This is a genomic window from Paenibacillus sp. FSL W7-1088, from assembly GCF_037969855.1.
Lineage (GTDB): Bacteria > Bacillota > Bacilli > Paenibacillales > Paenibacillaceae > Paenibacillus.
In genome coordinates, this window is the sequence record NZ_CP150216.1 from 6,566,127 (window position 1) to 6,582,866 (window position 16,740).

The window sequence follows — 16,740 nt, forward strand, 5'->3', positions numbered from 1 at the left end:
GCTTGCAGCACCACTATGAGTCTGCTTTGCGGGACAACAATATCCCTATAAATAGTAAGGAAAATTGCGCTATGACCAAGCCAGCTACAACCGCATATAAATTGAAGTATTGCGGATACTGCATCGCCATGAAAATAGCGAGTACTGCGAGAGCTGCTCTAGTCAAAAATCCCAGGTTCACTCGCTTAAGGTTTCCTTCCGCTGCACCATCCAACATTCTCCTGACTTTGCGACCCAGATACGAAGCGTTGATCCAACTGATCACCGTTCCAAGGGCCAGTCCCAAAGCTATTGTTTCCACACGGGGCAGAAAGGCCGCTGCGAGAAAACAAATCATAAGAAAGTACATGATGAAAACAGTCATCCATCTGCGGTATCTGGTTAGTTCACTCATCACTTTCCCCCATGAATTTTTTCGCGATAAAGTAGATGCTTACGCCGCCTGCTGCCAAAAAAAAGAGAACGCTTACGGCGATCCATATTCCGCTACCCCCGATGGTCTTGTCCAACCAGGAGCCAACGTAATATCCGGCAACAGCGAGAATGGCAATCTCGATTCCAAAAGCTGTCACGAGCCCCATCGCTTTCCACACATTATCGTCATGGTTACGGGATGAATTTGGTTTGTTCGAATCGGCCATTTTCCACGCCACCCTTGCAATCCCAGTTAATTTTACTGAATGATGAGAGCCTTTGTCAATTGAATGATTTTAGCGTTTTAAAGGGGAAAACGACGGGAATGCAGGCCATCAGAGCCCATAAACCCGCGTAAACCGTACAGTTTAACTGTATGCTGTACCCTATAATAATCCGTCAGAAAAAATGAATTATTTTTTGAATTTTCTGTGAAATGATTCCGGACGTTCACTATTCACACCAAAATGATGCAAAATCGCATTGACAATTCTTTCCGAAGCATGTCCATCACCATAAGGATTGGCAGCCTGACTCATGCTTGCATACAGTGTTTCGTCTGTAAGCAGAGCTTTGGTCCGCTCATATACACGTTCCTCTTCGGTACCCACCAGCTCCAGTGTTCCAGCCTCGATTCCCTCCGGACGCTCCGTAGTATCCCGAAGGACGAGAACAGGCACACCAAACGAAGGCGCTTCTTCCTGCAAACCGCCTGAATCTGTCAAAATCAAGTGAGTATGCGGGTAAAAGTTATGCAAATCCACCACGTCTAGTGGATCAATAAGTTGAATACGGGGGTGATTCCCCAAGATCGCGTGAGCCGGCTCCTTCACAGCAGGACTTAGATGCACCGGATACACGATGGCAATATCCTCAAACTCGTCGGCAATCCGTTTGACGGCCTGGAAAATGTTACGGTGAGGCTCGCCTTGGGATTCACGGCGGTGAGCTGTCATCAACACAAGACGCTTGCCCTGTGCCCAATCTAGTACTGGATGTGTGTAATCCTGCCGTACTGTATATTGAAACACATCTGTTACCGTGTTGCCTGTGACATACGTACTAGACTCCGATTTATTTTCTTTGGCAAGATTGGAAGACGACCAGTCCGTAGGCGCAAAATGCAAGTCAGCAAGCACTCCGGTTAACTGACGGTTCATTTCTTCCGGGTATGGAGAGAGCTTGTTCCACGTACGAAGACCTGCTTCCACATGACCCACCTGAATCTGCTGCAGGAACGCAGCATAGCTGGCTACAAACGTTGTCAGCGTATCACCGTGAACCAGCACAATATCCGGCTTTGCTTCACGCAAAACCGGCTCCAGGCCTCCCAGCACACGAATCGTAATTTCATTCAACGTCTGACGATCTTTCATCACATCCAGATCGTAGTCTGGATGAATATTGAATACTTCAAGAACCTGATCCAGCATCTGACGATGCTGTGCAGTAACGCATACGATCGATTCAATAGATTCGGGATGTTTCTGCAGTTCCAAAATAAGCGGAGCCATCTTGATGGCTTCCGGGCGCACCCCGAATATTGTCATGACTTTAATTTTCTTGGACATTGAAGCAAAGCCCCTTTTCTATTCAGCATGCAATATGCTTATTTAGTGCCGTACAGACGGTCTCCTGCATCTCCCAGTCCGGGAACGATATAGCCGTGATCATCCAGACGATCGTCCAGTGCAGCAACGTAGATGTCTACATCCGGATGTGCATCCTGAACAGCTTTTACGCCTTCAGGAGCTGCAACAAGGTTCATCATTTTGATTTGCGTGCAACCGCGTTTTTTGAGCACGTCAATAGCAGCAATGGCAGAACCGCCAGTTGCCAGCATCGGGTCGATGACAATCAACTGACGCTCTGTAACGTCCGTAGGCAGCTTGGTGTAGTACTCAACCGGTTGCAGGGTTTCCGGGTCACGGAACAGACCTACATGTCCTACTTTTGCAGCTGGCAACAATTTCACAACACCATCCAGCATTCCAAGGCCCGCGCGCAAAATCGGAACCAGCCCAAGCATACGTCCGGAAATGACTTTTCCTTGTGTTTCAGCTACTGGTGTCTGTACATCAATAGTCTCCAGCTCAACATCTCTTGTAATCTCATAAGCCATCAGTGTAGCCACTTCATCCACCAATTCACGAAAATCTTTCGTATTCGTACGCATGTCGCGTATAAACGTCAGTTTGTGTTGAATCAAAGGGTGATCACATATTACTAATTTTCCCATCTAATTTGTCCCTCCGGTATGTTCTTCATGTTCAGCATTACCAAATATGCCTAATCACCATTCATAGGCCCGATAAATCCTGTATATTATATCATCACCTACACCGAATTACACCATCAAAGGGCACTTAATCATTACAGAAAACCAAATCCTATAAAAATAGGACCGGAAACATGAGTCATCCGGTCCTTTTTGCTCTCGCTGTTATGTCAGTTGAATGTTAAAAAATGTGTAAACACTATGAAGCTCCGCAAACCGAATGACCTTCTGATCGCTGTTATCCCCAGAATTCTTTTGATCCATTAATAAATGGTGGAATTCCGGTGATAAAGGCGAGCGCTACGCTTCTTCAGGTTCTTTCGGTTTGCTCCGTCTGTATGTTTACATTTAGAACATCTCAAATACAAACAGCACGAGCAAGTTTTTTTAGTATTTAAGATCTGTGTAGAGTGGGAATTTGTCGGTGAGCGCCGTTACTTCCGCACGGGCTTCATCCAATTTAGCTGCATCTTTAGGGTTTTTCAATGTTTTGGCAATGATCTTACCAATGGCTACCATTGCTTCTTCGTTCATACCACGGGAAGTAGCAGCAGGTGTACCGATCCGGATACCGCTCGTTACAAACGGGCTGGTTGGATCAAACGGGATTGCATTTTTGTTCACGGTAATGCCGATGGAATCAAGTACATGCTCGGCTTCCTTACCTGTGATATTCACGCTGCGTGTGTCGATCAGCATCAAGTGGTTGTCTGTACCGCCGGATACGATGTTCAATCCTTCAGCAATCAGCGTTTCAGCCAATACTTGTGCATTTTTCACCACGTTTTGTGCATACGTTTTGAACGAAGGTTGCAGTGCTTCACCTAATGCTACCGCTTTGGAAGCAATTACGTGCATCAGAGGTCCACCTTGGGAACCCGGGAATACCGCTTTATCAATGGCTGCTGCCCAAGCTTTGCGGCACAGAATCATACCACCACGAGGTCCACGCAGCGTTTTGTGAGTTGTTGTCGTTACGAAATGCGCATGTGGAACCGGGCTTGGATGCAAGCCTGCAGCTACCAGTCCTGCGATGTGAGCCATATCCACCATGAACAAAGCACCTACATCATTAGCGATGGAAGCAAGCTTTTCAAAATCAATGATACGCGGATATGCACTTGCACCTGCAACGATCATACGAGGGCGATGTTTGAATGCCGCTTTGCGCACTTCATCATAATCAATCAGGAATGTATCTTCTTGTACACCGTAAGCCACGAAATTGTACAGCAATCCGGAAGCGTTAACCGGGCTACCATGTGTGAGGTGTCCGCCATGCGCAAGGTTCATACCCAGAACGGTATCACCTGGTTTCAGAGCCGCAAGGTATACTGCCATGTTCGCTTGTGCACCGGAGTGAGGTTGAACATTCACATGTTCTGCTCCAAACAATTCTTTGGCACGATCACGGGCGATATCTTCAACGATATCAACATGCTCACAACCACCGTAGTAACGTTTGCCCGGATATCCTTCAGCGTACTTGTTGGTAAGTACAGATCCCATTGCCTCAATTACCGCTTCGCTTACGATGTTCTCGGACGCGATCAGCTCAATGTTGTTTTGTTGACGTTTCAGTTCAAGATTCATCGCTTCCAGTACTGCCGGGTCATTCTTGCGCAATTGTTCCATGATTAAATTCCTCCCAGTTATAAGTGAAGTTATAAAGCGAAATCATGTTTACACGAAAACGGAGAGTGCAACACCAATCTGGAGAAGCAGAGCGTTCGCCTTTATCACCGGATTTCCCCTTATATAAGAGATTCAAAAAAAATCTGGGGATAACAGCGATCGTAAGATGGTGATGCAATCGAAGTCAGGAGTGTAACCAATCGTTTCGGTTTATACGTTAGTCACAAAATGTCGAATCTGGTTGCTCTTCCATACGATACACTGCACGCTCGCCGCCAATCAACTTCGGACGGGTCAGTGCTGTAGTTACTCGGGCATCACCGATGTAGCGGAGTGATGTTCGGAAGGGTACTGCCACATGCCGCAAGTGCATGCCAATCATCGTCTCCCCAATATCCAGTCCCGCATGGGCCTGCACATGTTCAGCCAGGCATGGATCGGTCAGCGAACGATACGCTGCGGATGCCATGGAACCGCCTGCTTTGGGCACGGGTACTGCACCAACCTCAGTCAATCCAAGACGTGTAAGCAATGAACGCTCCATAACCAGTGCCCGGTTCAGATGCTCACAGCATTGGAATACAACATCAAAACCGAACTCCTGCTGCACCTCGCGTATACCCGCAAGAAGCTGCTGCGCCACTTCAACCGCACCGCTTGTACCAATCCGTTTGCCCGCAACTTCACTTGTACTTGTACCGATCACCACGATCTGTCCAGGTCCAAGCTGTCCGGCAAGCGCCAGTTCACGCAGAATGGATGCGGTCTGTTCATGCAATCCGGGTTGTTCCGAATCTAACTCAATAGTCATCCTATCGCCTCCCGATAAAATCATGCCCGGCTTCCTCTTGGCTGCCCTTGGTATTCTTACATGGCATTTCAGGTACTATTATAGCGAATAATCAGATGAAAGACGAAAAAAAGAGCAGTCTGCGGGTACCGCAGAATTGCTCTTTTGCCCAGGCGACCGGCCGTTTGTTCCGGTGCTCCATCGTGGTTATGCCCACTTCGTCGCCAGTTACACCGGATCCCTGTTTTCCCATTCATCATAAAACAACCTGCGTTTAAAATCAACGGGTAATTTACATCCCGTGTACGTTTTTATATGGAAAACCATCGGCAGCTGGGAATGATTAAGCAAATCCAATTAATCCAGCTTGTCCAAAAGTCTGTCGAGTGCAGTCCGAATCTCTGCCGCAGCGATGTTGTAATCATCACGACTGCCGCCAAACGGATCCGAAATATCAAAGCTCGGTATGCGTTGTCTGATCTCGATCGCCCGCTCACGTTCAGACGCCAAAATTTCCTGACCTAGCGCACGTTTCATTTCCATTGTCGCAAACAGGCTGTCCAGTTCCTGAAGATCATTCAGGACTTGTTCGTCATTTTCCACATACTCTTTCAAGGTATACGTCTTGTGTATAGAGTCAGGAAAAACCTGCATAACATGCTGTTTATGACTGCGTGTCAACGTAAGGATCAAATCGGCCCAACCGACCAGGTTAGAGCTCAAGAGCGTCGAATGAGGCGGTCCCTCAACGTTGTGATCCCTTAATACGGCCTCCGCATGACGGGAAATCGGCATGCCCGTAGTTGCGGCTACACCCGCGGAACGAACGTCCACCTGAATGCCCCGCTCAGACGCCAGTTTACGTAAAAGTCCCTCCGCCATGGGGCTGCGACATGTATTCCCTGTACATACAAACAAAATATGTTTCATTGTGGTTAGCCTCCCCATTTTGCAAATGTTGTCGAATCATGTTTGAAACTCCATCTGAACCAATGAAACTCATAACTATATATCGAAGACTGCACTAGGCTGTAATCATTATTAACGGTGTATTTTAAAATATAAACAAAAGTCCAAAAGCGAGCAAGATCGCTCCGCCGACCGCTTCCCCGTAATCCCCCATGTTTTGACTCACACGCCGTCCCAACAGCAGACCCATGACGGACATTACTCCACCACAGACACCGAAAGCCAGCACCGTTAACACCAAATCACTGCTGAACATGCCAAGCGAGACTCCAACGGAAAACGAATCCACACTGACACTCAGTGAGAACAGAATCACACCGAGCAGAGATCGATGATCCACCAGTTTGGTGTCTCCCTCCCGGAAAGCGTTCAAGATCATATGGGCGCCGAGCAGGACCAGCAGACCGCCAGCTGCATATGTCGTAATGTCACCAAGCAGGGAGCTGACGTATTTGCCCGTGTACATGCCGATGAGCGGCATGATGATGTGAAACAGGGCCGTTACGGTACTGATTCGCAATACGTCTCTCATCCGAATGCCCTTCATACCAATCCCGATGCCGAGTGAGAACGCGTCGAGTCCGAGAGCGACGGCCATAATCAAAATGGTTACCAACTGCCCTACATGGGCAGACACATCCCACATCCCCATACCCCCAAGTCACGTAAAGGTTCTTGTACACCATATGCGGACAAGAACATAAACATGACCTGAGAAGGCGTTTTCCATAGCTGCATTCAAAGAATGATTGGCTAGTCGTGGCTAGAGGTCAGGTGCCAGAGGGAAATATTCATAGCGATATTATGGAAAAAGGGAGCTATCGGTCACCGACCTGAATGAGTCGGTGACCTGCCGCCTTGAGCAGCCGGTTCATGACGGCTGCTCCCAGCCCTTCGCGCGAGCAGGCTTCAGCCACAATATATGTGGCCCCCTGCTCATCGCAGCTGCGCAGCGCGGCGTACAGCCGGCGCGCTGCTTCCTCCAGCTCGCTGGCTTCGCCCAGCGAGAACACGGCATCGGCGCGGTACTGCTCCGCGTGCTCGGCGAACGCCAGCACCGCGGTGCGCTCCCCGCGCTGCGCCGCCTCTGCGAGGGCGGCGCTGATCCAGGCCGCCACCGCTGCGGGCGGCCCCTCCACCACGCACAGCGCACCTGCGGGCGCGTAGTGCGTGTACTTCATGCCCGGCGAGCGCGGCGCCGGGCTGTCATCGCCACCGGGCCCCTCGGCGAGCAGCGCCGGGTCCGTGGCGACACGGGCGGCAACGGCGGACAGCTGTTCCGCCGTAATGCCGCCAGGGCGCAGGATGGTGACAGTACCGTCGTCACCGACCTGCACCACCGTGGACTCGACGCCCACCCCGGTGGGGCCGCCGTCCACGATGCCGCCGATGCGGCCTGCCAGATCCTCGCGCACATGTGCGGCGAGTGTCGGGCTTGGCCGCCCGGAGCGGTTGGCGCTCGGCGCGGCGACCGGGCATTCCGCCGCCGCGATCAACTGCAAGGCCACCGGATGATCCGGCATCCGCACGGCCACCGTGTCCAAACCGGCGGTAACCCGCGGGGATACCGCCCCTGGCCTAACCGGCAGCACAAGCGTAAGCGGCCCCGGCCAGAAGGCTGCCATCAGAGCCTCCGCTGTGCCATTCACATCTGTGACCAGCGAATCCAACTGGTCACGCTGTGCAATATGAACAATCAGCGGATTGTCTGAAGGCCGCCCCTTGGCTGCAAATACAGCTTCCACCGCAGCTGTACTGCGAGCATCTGCACCCAGACCGTATACCGTCTCGGTTGGGAATGCCACGGTCTGCCCTTGACGAAGACAGGCTGCAGCATCCTGTAAGTAAACAAGAGCCTGTTTATACGCACTCCCTTTTGCCACATCATCCGTGTTCTCATTGGCTAGCAGTACATTGACATCCCACATGCTCGTAACCATTTCCTCTGTACGTTCATCGTTCTCCATGCCTTTCATGGAAGACTGATGCAATTGCTTGTTCTCTCTTGTCATATATCCATCATTCCTAAACTTCAGTAGGGTAGTTAATGCAAGACATCACACTTCCGCGATGCCTTATTCACTTATGTTTTCTGATTCCTATAATTATAACATATCTGCTCTGCCCAAGGATGCGGTCTGAATCTTCCCAGCGATTAACATCATGCGATCTTTGACTCGAGCCTATGATAAAACAAAAGGGCACTTCCCTGAATCGAAGTCCCCTGATAAAGCTTATATCCAGCAGCATGTTCATTCAGTTATGCAAACAATCCCGTTACCCAATCCCACAATTTGACCGCCATATCCCACAGGAAGAAACGCGCTTCCGGTGTAGCTGCCTGCACAGATGCTTGTGCGTCCCCAGGCTCTGCGGCAGCTGCTGATGCTGTTGCAGGCTTCGCCAGTGCATCCCCTGTTCCTGCATCTATGAAGCACAATGGTGGAAACAACACACACCACCAGTTTTGACCTTCACCTTTACCCAGTGTTATCCGTACTGCCTCATAATCTCCAGCAGGATATACGGTACCCCCATATAATTTGGTTGGAAACGGAACCACTCCGAGTTCAACCTGATACGAATAGGTTAAGCCACGATTGGCAAGCTCTTCTCCCACACGATCCTCAATTTCAGATAGATGCTGACGAATGACCCCACGCGCTTCTTCCAGACTTTGCGGATTCTCCAGTTCGGTTACCCACTCATTCATTTGGGCAACGACGGCGTCACGAATCTCGCGTTTGACCAACTGATCTCCCGCTGCATCCGAGTTTGCGAGAATACGTAAGCGAATGGATTGTTCTGGAATCGCTGTGGCCGCCACAGCTGCATCCGTTTTCTGACCTTCCCACATCATAATAGTCATCATAAGACATACAATTATAAGTCCAATTTGTTTCACGACTCTTCTGCTCATTCCGTTCTCCCCCTCGGCTCCCGTAATCATGATCCCTGTAACTCTCTCATGTCTATCAGTATGCCCGGAAGGGGCGGAAGTAAACCTGCTAGATTACAAATCTACTAAAATTTTAATAGGCGGGTTAGACCTAAAACAAAAGACTGTTAGCTCGCTCATGAAACTGACGAAAATCAAAAAAGCGCCTGCCTATGGAACGCTTGTCGGCTGGCACTTCTTTGAACAATCTAAAATCTCTAACCTACCCTTGATGTTCCAATTAGCATGCTGCATGAATGCCCTTGCTTCTCTGTTACTTATTAACCCGAAAAGCTTCCCAGGCCCCGCCAACCGAATTGCGGCTCGCTACAAGCTTACCGCCATTATTCAGATCACAGGTTACATACAAGTTATTGGCAAGTGCCTGCAGCGCGATTGTTCCATCACCCAAATCCACACGATTGAACTTCTCCCATTGCTGAATGGTTGTCGCTTTTGCGATCAGGGCACCACCCACATTAACATCTGCTGTGACATATTTATTATTGATTTTGGACTTGAGGGACACCGTTCCATCGGAGTTCGTAATCCATTCAAAAAGCTCCCAGTCTCCTGCGGTCGTCCGATTGGCGACAAGCTGGTCATTGCCTTAATTTTCGGCAGAGACGATTTGCTGATTGGCTTGAGCAACCAGATAGTTGTACCCGCTTGGATTTGGAGGCTGCACCGTCCCACCACCCGTAACCTCTGAATATACGGCCTGAAGCAGCGCACCTGAGCGGTCATTGCTGTACTCCCAGAACATGATGCCACCCAGATTGCTGTTTTTCACATATTGCACCTTCAAGCTGAGCGATTGCGGGTCATCATAGGAGATAAAGGTATTTCCATTAAACAGATAAGGAGCTTGGGCACTGCTGTCCCAGTACCGTGTATACCCGTTTTTATTCAAATATTGGCTGACAATAGTGTTGTAGTCGGGTTCAAAACCACCGGAAGCGGGCCTGTCCAGACCATTGTTCGAATTCTGAACACCCGTCCAGGCCCGGCCGTAAAAAGCTCCGCCAATGACCAGTTTATTCGCGGGAACACCGCTATTTCTGAACAGATTGACCGCGGACGTTACACTGATATCTCTTCCGGACAGATTCGTATGATGACCTGTGGTTGCATCCCAGGTTCCATGAAAATCGTAAGTCATCAGATTGATCCAATCGAGCAGAGGCGTGATATTATTGATCTCCACACCATTCAGATAACTGCTGCTCGCTCCTGCGGCAATGGTCAGCAGATATTGCTTGCCATTAATCTGCCCTTGAGCATTCAGCTTCTCACGAACCTTCGAGAGCAGTTGTGTGAAGTTTTGTTTATCCTGCGGTCGCGCAGTTGTTCCGGCCGCAGGGTTGGTCGGATATTCCCAATCCAGATCGACGCCATCCAGATTGTTGGAGGTTACCAGCTGCACAATACTGTCGGCAAAGGTTGTACGTGAGGCGTCCGTTAGCGCAGCGTCTGAAAAACCATTAGCTCCCCAACCGCCAACAGACAATAACACCTTCAGGTCAGGGTTTCTGGATTTCAATCCTACCATCAGTTGCAGTTTGGTACGATCTGAATTTGTGATTGTTGCTTTGCCGTTGGAGATGAGAGCGAAGGAGTAATTGATATGAGAGAGCTGTTCTGCCTTAATATCATTCGCGGTCCAGTTGGCCCAACCAGCCACATAAGCAATAATTTTCTTTGGAAGAGGAGCTGCGTCAGCTTGTTTCGCTGGTCCGATGGCAAATGTTGAAACGGTTAGTGCAAAAGATAAAAACAAGAGCATGAACACGTTGACGATCGAAGGGGTCTTAACAACTCGATTTTTATTCATCTCAAACTCTCCTTTTGGGTTTAAAATTAATCATTCAGCGACCTGATCCTTCGCCCACATCCCACTTCGGCAGGAGGCCCACGTACCGCACTACGCACCTCTTCCTTGATCACAGCCGCTGCACTGCCAAACTTGTTAAAACACATGGCTTCTCATCCTCTCCATTTCAAATCAGATAGAACTAAAAGAAAGTAAGCGTTTACAATTAATTGTGAAATCGATTTCATTTCATTGAGAAATAAACAAGCCATTGGATGTTCTGTACAGGAACCAATAGAATTTGTAGAAGTGTAACCAGGACGATAAGAATGGAATATCGAATGCTGATCTGAGAGACACGAGGAAAACAAGGATTCTCCAGGACTGCTGACTTATTCTGAGTATAGTTAAAATTAGGATAATACAGAATTGAAATATTTGTCAATAAAATTTAAATTTGTCATTCATTTAAAATTCAAAGTTCTCACTGCCTTTAAAAATAAAAAAAGATCTTCGCCTAGCTGCGCAGGCAAAGATCGGACTAACAAACCAAAAACTTACTGCTCCATAACCTACTCCAACATCCTCTGAATGGGAAGCTGGATTTCTATAGCAAAGATGAATCATACCAAAGTTCAGGATTACGCTGTTGTCTTTTCCTTTTTGACCATACTCCACAAACGTTCTAATAAGGTAGGTCGCTGTTCTCCCATAAGAAGCTCGTCCTCGTCTTCCTGACCATACAACTTAATACTCATCACCAGCCCGATACATGCCATATTAATGAGCAGCGAGGTGCCCCCATAGCTGATAAACGGCAGCGTAATGCCCGTAAGCGGCATCAGCCCAAGGAAAGCGCCAATATTTTCAAACACCTGATATAACAGCATCCCGATAATACCTACAATCACCACAGGTCCTGCCCGGTCTCTACAGTGTAATGCGATTAATACCATACGATGAATGAGGATAAAATACAGTAAGAGCAGAACAGATCCGCCTACAAAACCAAACTCCTCGGCAATGACCACAAAAATGGAATCCGAGTATGTATACGGTACACGCCCCGATTGAACAGATGTGCCTTGCATGTAACCTTTGCCTGTTATGCCTCCCGAGCCTATGGCCAGACCCGCATTTTTCGTATGCCAGGAAGCTTTCGACGTTGCTTTATCCGGTACAAGCCAAGGATCAATTCGCTCGGCCCAGTGCTCACGGTTCGCCTTTTCCAGAAAGGTGAAAATCTCATCGTGATACGACGTATATGCTTTGACGAATCCAAAAAAGGTGATCCCCACAATAGCAAGAGCAATTAATGCATGAGACCACTTGATATTCCCTATCCATAACACGGCGACCAGAATCACGATGTATCCGAGGGCGTTTCCCAGGTCATTTTGAGCCATTACTAACGCAAAGGGAACGAACGTCCATAACCCGATGGGCACGATATCTTTCCAGAAACGAAGCGTAGAATTTTTTCTTTTGACCAATACATGCGCCAGAAACAGAATCAAGATCATTTTAAACAATTCTGCTGGTTGAAAAGTGAGACTCTCACTAATCTTTATCCAGCCATTCGCATTATTAATCGTGCCACCTACAAAGTTGACAAGAATCAGCAGGACGATTCCAACTGCGTAAATATAAAACGCATATTGGATATACAGTTTATAATTGACTAATCCGATACCAATGATGGCTACGAATCCAATCCCGTAAAACAGCAAGGTTTTGATATGATGATTTCCAAGTTTCGGATCGGACTGAATCGCACTGTACACCGTAAATACACTCATGACCATAAGCAGCAGCAACACAAACAGAATAACCCCGTCCATCTTCTTCAGCATTCTCAGCATGTTCCCACGTATCCCCCTGAGGCTCAATAACCCAATAATTATTTCCAGTAGTCTTCAATATTACCATTGTATAGAATTGGAAGACAAATTGGAAATCCGTCAAACAAGACAACGAAAAACCCTGAAACCCACAGATCCATCTTGCTCCGATCTGTTGATTCCAGGGTTAACTTATATCGTATTCACTCCGCAAAGAGTCTGTCCTTAGATAAAGACTATTGCTCCTGCTGCGTTGATTTGCGTCTAAATAGCTTCAATACCAACTCCGTAATGCTTGGCTGTTCTGCGGAACCGAGAATATCCTCGTTCTCTTCTGTATGCACTTTGATACTCATCACAAGACCCATACTAAGCATGTTGAGAACAAGCGAGGTGCCCCCGAAACTGATAAACGGCAGTGTAATCCCTGTCAGCGGCATCAGACCAATGAATGGACCAATGTTGACAAAGATCTGGTAGAGCAGCATCGCTATAATACCGACAATCAGATATGGTCCTGCCCTATCCTTACATTCCAGTGCAATCAGCACCAGCCTGTGAATCAAAATAAAGTAGAGCAGGAGCAGCACCGATGCTCCAACAAAACCAAATTCTTCACCAATCTGCACAAAGATCGAATCCGCATAGGCCAGCGGCACCCGATTCGACTGAATCGTGGTACCTTCCAAGTATCCTTTACCGCTAATACCTCCAGAGCCTATAGCCAACTTGGCATTGTAGGTCTGCCAGAGCACGTCCCTTGACGTCTGATCCGGTACAAGCCAGGGGTCGAAACGATCTGCCCAGTGAGAGCGACCAATGTCCTTCAGAAATCTTACAATTTCATCATGGTAATGAATATAGGCTTGTGTTCCACCAATCAGAGCGGCCACCGCTATAACAAAACCGATCAGGGCATGCGTAAATTTGATATTGCCTATCCAGAGAAGCCCTATCAGGATAACGACATAACTCAGCGCATTCCCCAAGTCATTCTGAAGCAAGACGAGCAGCAACGGAGGAAGCACACAGAGCGAGATGGGGATAACGTCTCGTCCAAAAAATAACGGCCTGTTTTTCTTTCTCGCCAGAAGTGCTGACAGAAAGACAATCAGACATAGTTTGAATAGCTCGGCAGGCTGCAAGCTCAGGCCAAATATGGATAACCATCCTTGAGCGCCGTAGTACTCCTTACCGATAAACATAACAAGAATAAGCAGTATCATGCCCACACCATAAATGTATAGGTAATTCTTAATGATCAATTTGTAGTTAATCATGGACATTCCGAAAAACACAATAAAACCGATAATGTAAAAAATTACTGCTTTCTGGGGATAAGCCTCCCACTTCGGTCGGCCGAAGGTGGTACTATAAATCGACAAAATACTAATAGCCATCAGAATGAGCAATATAAAAACAATCGAATAGTCTATTTTTTTGAATTTATGCAGCATGTAGTTATGTTCCTCCAAGCATTCAGCAATCTTCGGTATATCTCATTGTAGAGGATTTCACGGCAAAAAGAAAACCTGTGGAACCTTACATTTTCGTCACCTGTTCCGAAGTACGAACACCCAGTACATGCCGTTCAATGCCTGCAAGGTCTGGCACGACGATAATTTCCGGCCAATATCCGGCCGATTCAAGCAGAGCTGCGATGTCCCCGGCCTGTCCCTGACCCAGCTCAAAACCGATGATCTGCGGTGGTGCAGGCAGCAGCGCCAGCTGCTCCAGCATGATGCGGTACGGCCCCAGTCCATCCGGGCCGCCGTCCAGTGCCGTGCGCGGCTCATGGTCGCGCACCTCAGGCTGCAACCCGGCGATATCTGCCGCCGGGATGTAAGGCGGGTTGGACACCAAGATGTCCACCCGTGCCCCTGCGAACGGGGCCAGCAGATCGCCTTCACGGAAGTCGATCTGTACCCCGTTCGCGGCCGCGTTGCGCGCGGCCACTTGCAGGGCAGCCGCCGAGATATCTCCGGCGCCTACCTGCCAGCGCGGGCGCTGCGCAGCCATCGTCACTGCGATGGCCCCGCTGCCCGTGCCAATGTCGACGGCGAGCGGAGCGCCGCCGGGAAACACGCGGTCGGCTTCGCGCAGCACAGCCTCGACCAACAGCTCGGTCTCCGGCCGCGGGATCAGCACGGCCGGCGTGACCTCGAACGGCAGCCCATAGAATTCCTGGCTGCCGATGATGTACTGCGCCGGCTCACCCGCAGCCTTGCGCGTGACGGCGTCTTCCCAGCGGCTGCGAAGCTCGCTGGGAAAGGGCTCCGGCTGCATCATATAGTACGCGGCCCCTTCGCGGCCGAGTACATGTTCCAGCAGCAGCCGGGCATTGTTGTGCGGCTCGTACACGCCGCACTTCTCCAAAAAAGAGGAAGCCTCAACGAAGGCTTCCCGACAACTCTGTTCCGGCGTCATGACAAACTGCGCGCGGGTCACAGCATTATTCTCCTCTATCCATCATATCCGTCTGCTCGGCAATCGTCAGTGCAGACACGATATCAGCAATCTCACCATTCATGATTTGATCCAGCTTGTGCATCGTCAATCCGATCCGGTGATCCGTAACACGGCTTTGTGGGAAATTATAGGTACGAATCCGCTCACTGCGGTCACCTGTACCCACTTTGCTCTTCCGTTCACTCGAAATTTTCGCTTCTTCTTCCTGACGCATCATATCGAAGATACGCGTACGCAGAACTTGCAATGCTTTTTCTTTATTCGAGTTCTGGGATTTACCATCCTGACAAGTAGCCACAATTCCCGTTGGAACGTGAGTTACCCGTACAGCCGATTTCGTGGTATTAACCGATTGTCCACCGGCACCACTGGAACAGAACGTATCTACACGGATATCTTTATCATGAATTTCGATATCGAAATCTTCGGCTTCAGGCATAACAGCTACTGTGGAAGTAGACGTATGAATCCGGCCGCCCGATTCCGTTGTAGGAATACGTTGCACACGGTGTGCGCCACTTTCGTATTTCATTTTGCTGTAAGCGCCGCGTCCATTAATCAGGAATACTACCTCTTTGAAGCCGCCCAGATCATTTGTGTTAACGTCCATCAATTCCACGCGCCAGCCTTGGGTATCGGCATAACGTGTATACATCCGATAGAGATCCGCTGCAAACAGCGCCGCTTCATCCCCACCAGCTGCTCCACGAATTTCAACGATGACGTTTTTATCATCATTCGGGTCTTTTGGCAGCATGAGAACACGAATCAGTTCGTCCAATTCTTTCTGGCGAGTGCTCAGTTCATCAATTTCCATTTTGACCATTTCACGCATCTCGTCGTCCAGCTTCTCGCCCTGCATTTCTTTCGCAGCTTCGAGATCCTGGCTTACCTGTTTGTACTCATTGTATGCTTCATAGGTGGGCTGCAGATCCGATTGTTCTTTGGAATATTCCCGCAGCTTCTTGTTGTCACTTGCTACATCCGGGTCACACAGCAGCTCGCTGAGTTTCTCGTAACGGTCGGCTAACGCCTGTAATTTATCAAACATGTATAGTCACCTCACGCGTTATTTTCGTTCCAGCATTTCAACATTCATTCGATTCCGATAGGCATACATTTCATGCATCATCAGACCATTTATATTTCACAAGGCACGGAGTTCTCAGAAATCCCTGACCGTAACATTCATTTTATGATCGACGTATAACATCGCTACAACGTCATCAAATCCTTTACGTTTAAGTTATATAAAAGAAATCGCGTACCCGGTATCAAACCCGCTTCAACCCATTCAGCCGAGCGTGAAATTTAACATAGGTATACGACTCTTAATTATAGCATATTCTTATGCTCCTGAATAGCAACTGTTTGCAGCATCTGCATCCAAATTTTGATTTACTTATTTTAAGCAACCAGATTGATTTGCAAAGGACTATAAGAGCTCATCTTCCATGAGCCTTCTTCCTTTTATTATATCCAGAGCGAGTAAACAATCCAGTAGGATGTACAGGATATAGAGCAATTTTATTGTTGAATGCTTATTGAAGAATATTCTGCCCTATGTAAAAAGCCCTGCCATCTTCAATAGAA

At 48.6% G+C, this 16,740-nt stretch carries 16 protein-coding genes and 1 riboswitch; all 16 genes read right to left on the reverse strand.

Translation table 11 applies throughout. The features are described from left to right. Nucleotides 1–13 precede the first annotated feature (13 nt). The 16 genes from MKY42_RS29705 to prfA all read right to left on the reverse strand — a co-directional run bounded on the left by MKY42_RS29705 (nt 14) and on the right by prfA (nt 16,198). Nucleotides 14–394, reverse strand: coding sequence for an ATP synthase subunit I (locus MKY42_RS29705; RefSeq protein WP_090903511.1), 381 nt, complete (start codon nt 392–394; stop codon nt 14–16). After that, nucleotides 387–641 (reverse strand): AtpZ/AtpI family protein, encoded by a 255-nt coding sequence (locus MKY42_RS29710; protein WP_076287589.1) that lies wholly within the window; start codon nt 639–641, stop codon nt 387–389. Before MKY42_RS29710 ends, MKY42_RS29705 begins: the two co-directional genes overlap by 8 nt. 186 nt (nt 642–827) lie before the next feature. After that, complete coding sequence (gene wecB / locus MKY42_RS29715; RefSeq protein WP_076287588.1) at nt 828–1,985, reverse strand: UDP-N-acetylglucosamine 2-epimerase (non-hydrolyzing); 1,158 nt, start codon at nt 1,983–1,985, stop codon at nt 828–830. Nucleotides 1,986–2,023: 38 nt separating this feature from the next. Next, nucleotides 2,024–2,653 (reverse strand): uracil phosphoribosyltransferase, encoded by a 630-nt coding sequence (gene upp, locus MKY42_RS29720; RefSeq protein WP_053782842.1) that lies wholly within the window; start codon nt 2,651–2,653, stop codon nt 2,024–2,026. A 426-nt stretch (nt 2,654–3,079) separates the two neighbouring features. Further along, nucleotides 3,080–4,327 (reverse strand): serine hydroxymethyltransferase, encoded by a 1,248-nt coding sequence (gene glyA, locus MKY42_RS29725; protein WP_143067069.1) that lies wholly within the window; start codon nt 4,325–4,327, stop codon nt 3,080–3,082. Between the two features lie 217 nt (nt 4,328–4,544). Beyond that, a complete protein-coding gene (locus MKY42_RS29730) occupies nt 4,545–5,138 on the reverse strand; it encodes a TIGR01440 family protein (protein ID WP_090903509.1) in 594 nt (197 codons plus the stop codon). 139 nt (nt 5,139–5,277) lie between these two features. Then, a riboswitch (ZMP/ZTP riboswitch) is annotated at nt 5,278–5,359 on the reverse strand. Between the two features lie 115 nt (nt 5,360–5,474). Next, nucleotides 5,475–6,047, reverse strand: coding sequence for a low molecular weight protein arginine phosphatase (locus MKY42_RS29735; RefSeq protein WP_090903508.1), 573 nt, complete (start codon nt 6,045–6,047; stop codon nt 5,475–5,477). A gap of 124 nt (nt 6,048–6,171) precedes the next feature. After that, nucleotides 6,172–6,732, reverse strand: coding sequence for a manganese efflux pump MntP family protein (locus tag MKY42_RS29740; RefSeq protein WP_064641890.1), 561 nt, complete (start codon nt 6,730–6,732; stop codon nt 6,172–6,174). A gap of 172 nt (nt 6,733–6,904) precedes the next feature. Beyond that, a complete protein-coding gene (locus MKY42_RS29745; RefSeq protein WP_090903507.1) occupies nt 6,905–8,098 on the reverse strand; it encodes an L-threonylcarbamoyladenylate synthase in 1,194 nt (397 codons plus the stop codon). Between the two features lie 248 nt (nt 8,099–8,346). Then, complete coding sequence (spoIIR, locus tag MKY42_RS29750; protein ID WP_090903506.1) at nt 8,347–9,006, reverse strand: stage II sporulation protein R; 660 nt, start codon at nt 9,004–9,006, stop codon at nt 8,347–8,349. A 292-nt stretch (nt 9,007–9,298) separates the two neighbouring features. Beyond that, the gene (locus MKY42_RS29755) at nt 9,299–9,553 is read right to left on the reverse strand and encodes a hypothetical protein (RefSeq protein ID WP_339846816.1); all 255 of its coding nucleotides are present in this window, start codon (nt 9,551–9,553) and stop codon (nt 9,299–9,301) included. 81 nt (nt 9,554–9,634) lie between these two features. After that, nucleotides 9,635–10,858 carry a glycoside hydrolase family 18 protein gene (locus tag MKY42_RS29760; RefSeq protein ID WP_339846818.1) on the reverse strand — a complete coding sequence of 408 codons (1,224 nt, stop codon included), beginning with the start codon at nt 10,856–10,858 and terminating at the stop codon, nt 9,635–9,637. 620 nt (nt 10,859–11,478) lie between these two features. Beyond that, nucleotides 11,479–12,699 carry an FtsW/RodA/SpoVE family cell cycle protein gene (locus MKY42_RS29765; protein ID WP_090903505.1) on the reverse strand — a complete coding sequence of 407 codons (1,221 nt, stop codon included), beginning with the start codon at nt 12,697–12,699 and terminating at the stop codon, nt 11,479–11,481. A 215-nt stretch (nt 12,700–12,914) separates the two neighbouring features. After that, entirely contained in the window at nt 12,915–14,135 is a 1,221-nt protein-coding gene (locus tag MKY42_RS29770; RefSeq protein WP_090903504.1) for an FtsW/RodA/SpoVE family cell cycle protein, read from the reverse strand. Between the two features lie 85 nt (nt 14,136–14,220). After that, nucleotides 14,221–15,105, reverse strand: a complete 885-nt coding sequence (gene prmC / locus MKY42_RS29775) for a peptide chain release factor N(5)-glutamine methyltransferase (protein ID WP_339853159.1) — start codon at nt 15,103–15,105, stop codon at nt 14,221–14,223. A gap of 25 nt (nt 15,106–15,130) precedes the next feature. Continuing rightward, nucleotides 15,131–16,198, reverse strand: a complete 1,068-nt coding sequence (prfA, locus tag MKY42_RS29780) for a peptide chain release factor 1 (RefSeq protein ID WP_090903503.1) — start codon at nt 16,196–16,198, stop codon at nt 15,131–15,133. Nucleotides 16,199–16,740 lie beyond the last annotated feature (542 nt).

Coding starts and splice junctions, on each gene's coding strand:
- MKY42_RS29705 (WP_090903511.1), bottom strand. CDS start 394: ATGAGTGAACTAACCAGATACCGCAGATGGATGACTGTTTTCATCATG.
- MKY42_RS29710 (WP_076287589.1), bottom strand. CDS start 641: ATGGCCGATTCGAACAAACCAAATTCATCCCGTAACCATGACGATAAT.
- wecB (WP_076287588.1), bottom strand. CDS start 1,985: ATGTCCAAGAAAATTAAAGTCATGACAATATTCGGGGTGCGCCCGGAA.
- upp (WP_053782842.1), bottom strand. CDS start 2,653: ATGGGAAAATTAGTAATATGTGATCACCCTTTGATTCAACACAAACTG.
- glyA (WP_143067069.1), bottom strand. CDS start 4,327: ATGGAACAATTGCGCAAGAATGACCCGGCAGTACTGGAAGCGATGAAT.
- MKY42_RS29730 (WP_090903509.1), bottom strand. CDS start 5,138: ATGACTATTGAGTTAGATTCGGAACAACCCGGATTGCATGAACAGACC.
- MKY42_RS29735 (WP_090903508.1), bottom strand. CDS start 6,047: ATGAAACATATTTTGTTTGTATGTACAGGGAATACATGTCGCAGCCCC.
- MKY42_RS29740 (WP_064641890.1), bottom strand. CDS start 6,732: ATGTGGGATGTGTCTGCCCATGTAGGGCAGTTGGTAACCATTTTGATT.
- MKY42_RS29745 (WP_090903507.1), bottom strand. CDS start 8,098: ATGACAAGAGAGAACAAGCAATTGCATCAGTCTTCCATGAAAGGCATG.
- spoIIR (WP_090903506.1), bottom strand. CDS start 9,006: ATGAGCAGAAGAGTCGTGAAACAAATTGGACTTATAATTGTATGTCTT.
- MKY42_RS29760 (WP_339846818.1), bottom strand. CDS start 10,858: ATGAATAAAAATCGAGTTGTTAAGACCCCTTCGATCGTCAACGTGTTC.
- MKY42_RS29765 (WP_090903505.1), bottom strand. CDS start 12,699: ATGCTGAGAATGCTGAAGAAGATGGACGGGGTTATTCTGTTTGTGTTG.
- MKY42_RS29770 (WP_090903504.1), bottom strand. CDS start 14,135: ATGCTGCATAAATTCAAAAAAATAGACTATTCGATTGTTTTTATATTG.
- prmC (WP_339853159.1), bottom strand. CDS start 15,105: ATGACGCCGGAACAGAGTTGTCGGGAAGCCTTCGTTGAGGCTTCCTCT.
- prfA (WP_090903503.1), bottom strand. CDS start 16,198: ATGTTTGATAAATTACAGGCGTTAGCCGACCGTTACGAGAAACTCAGC.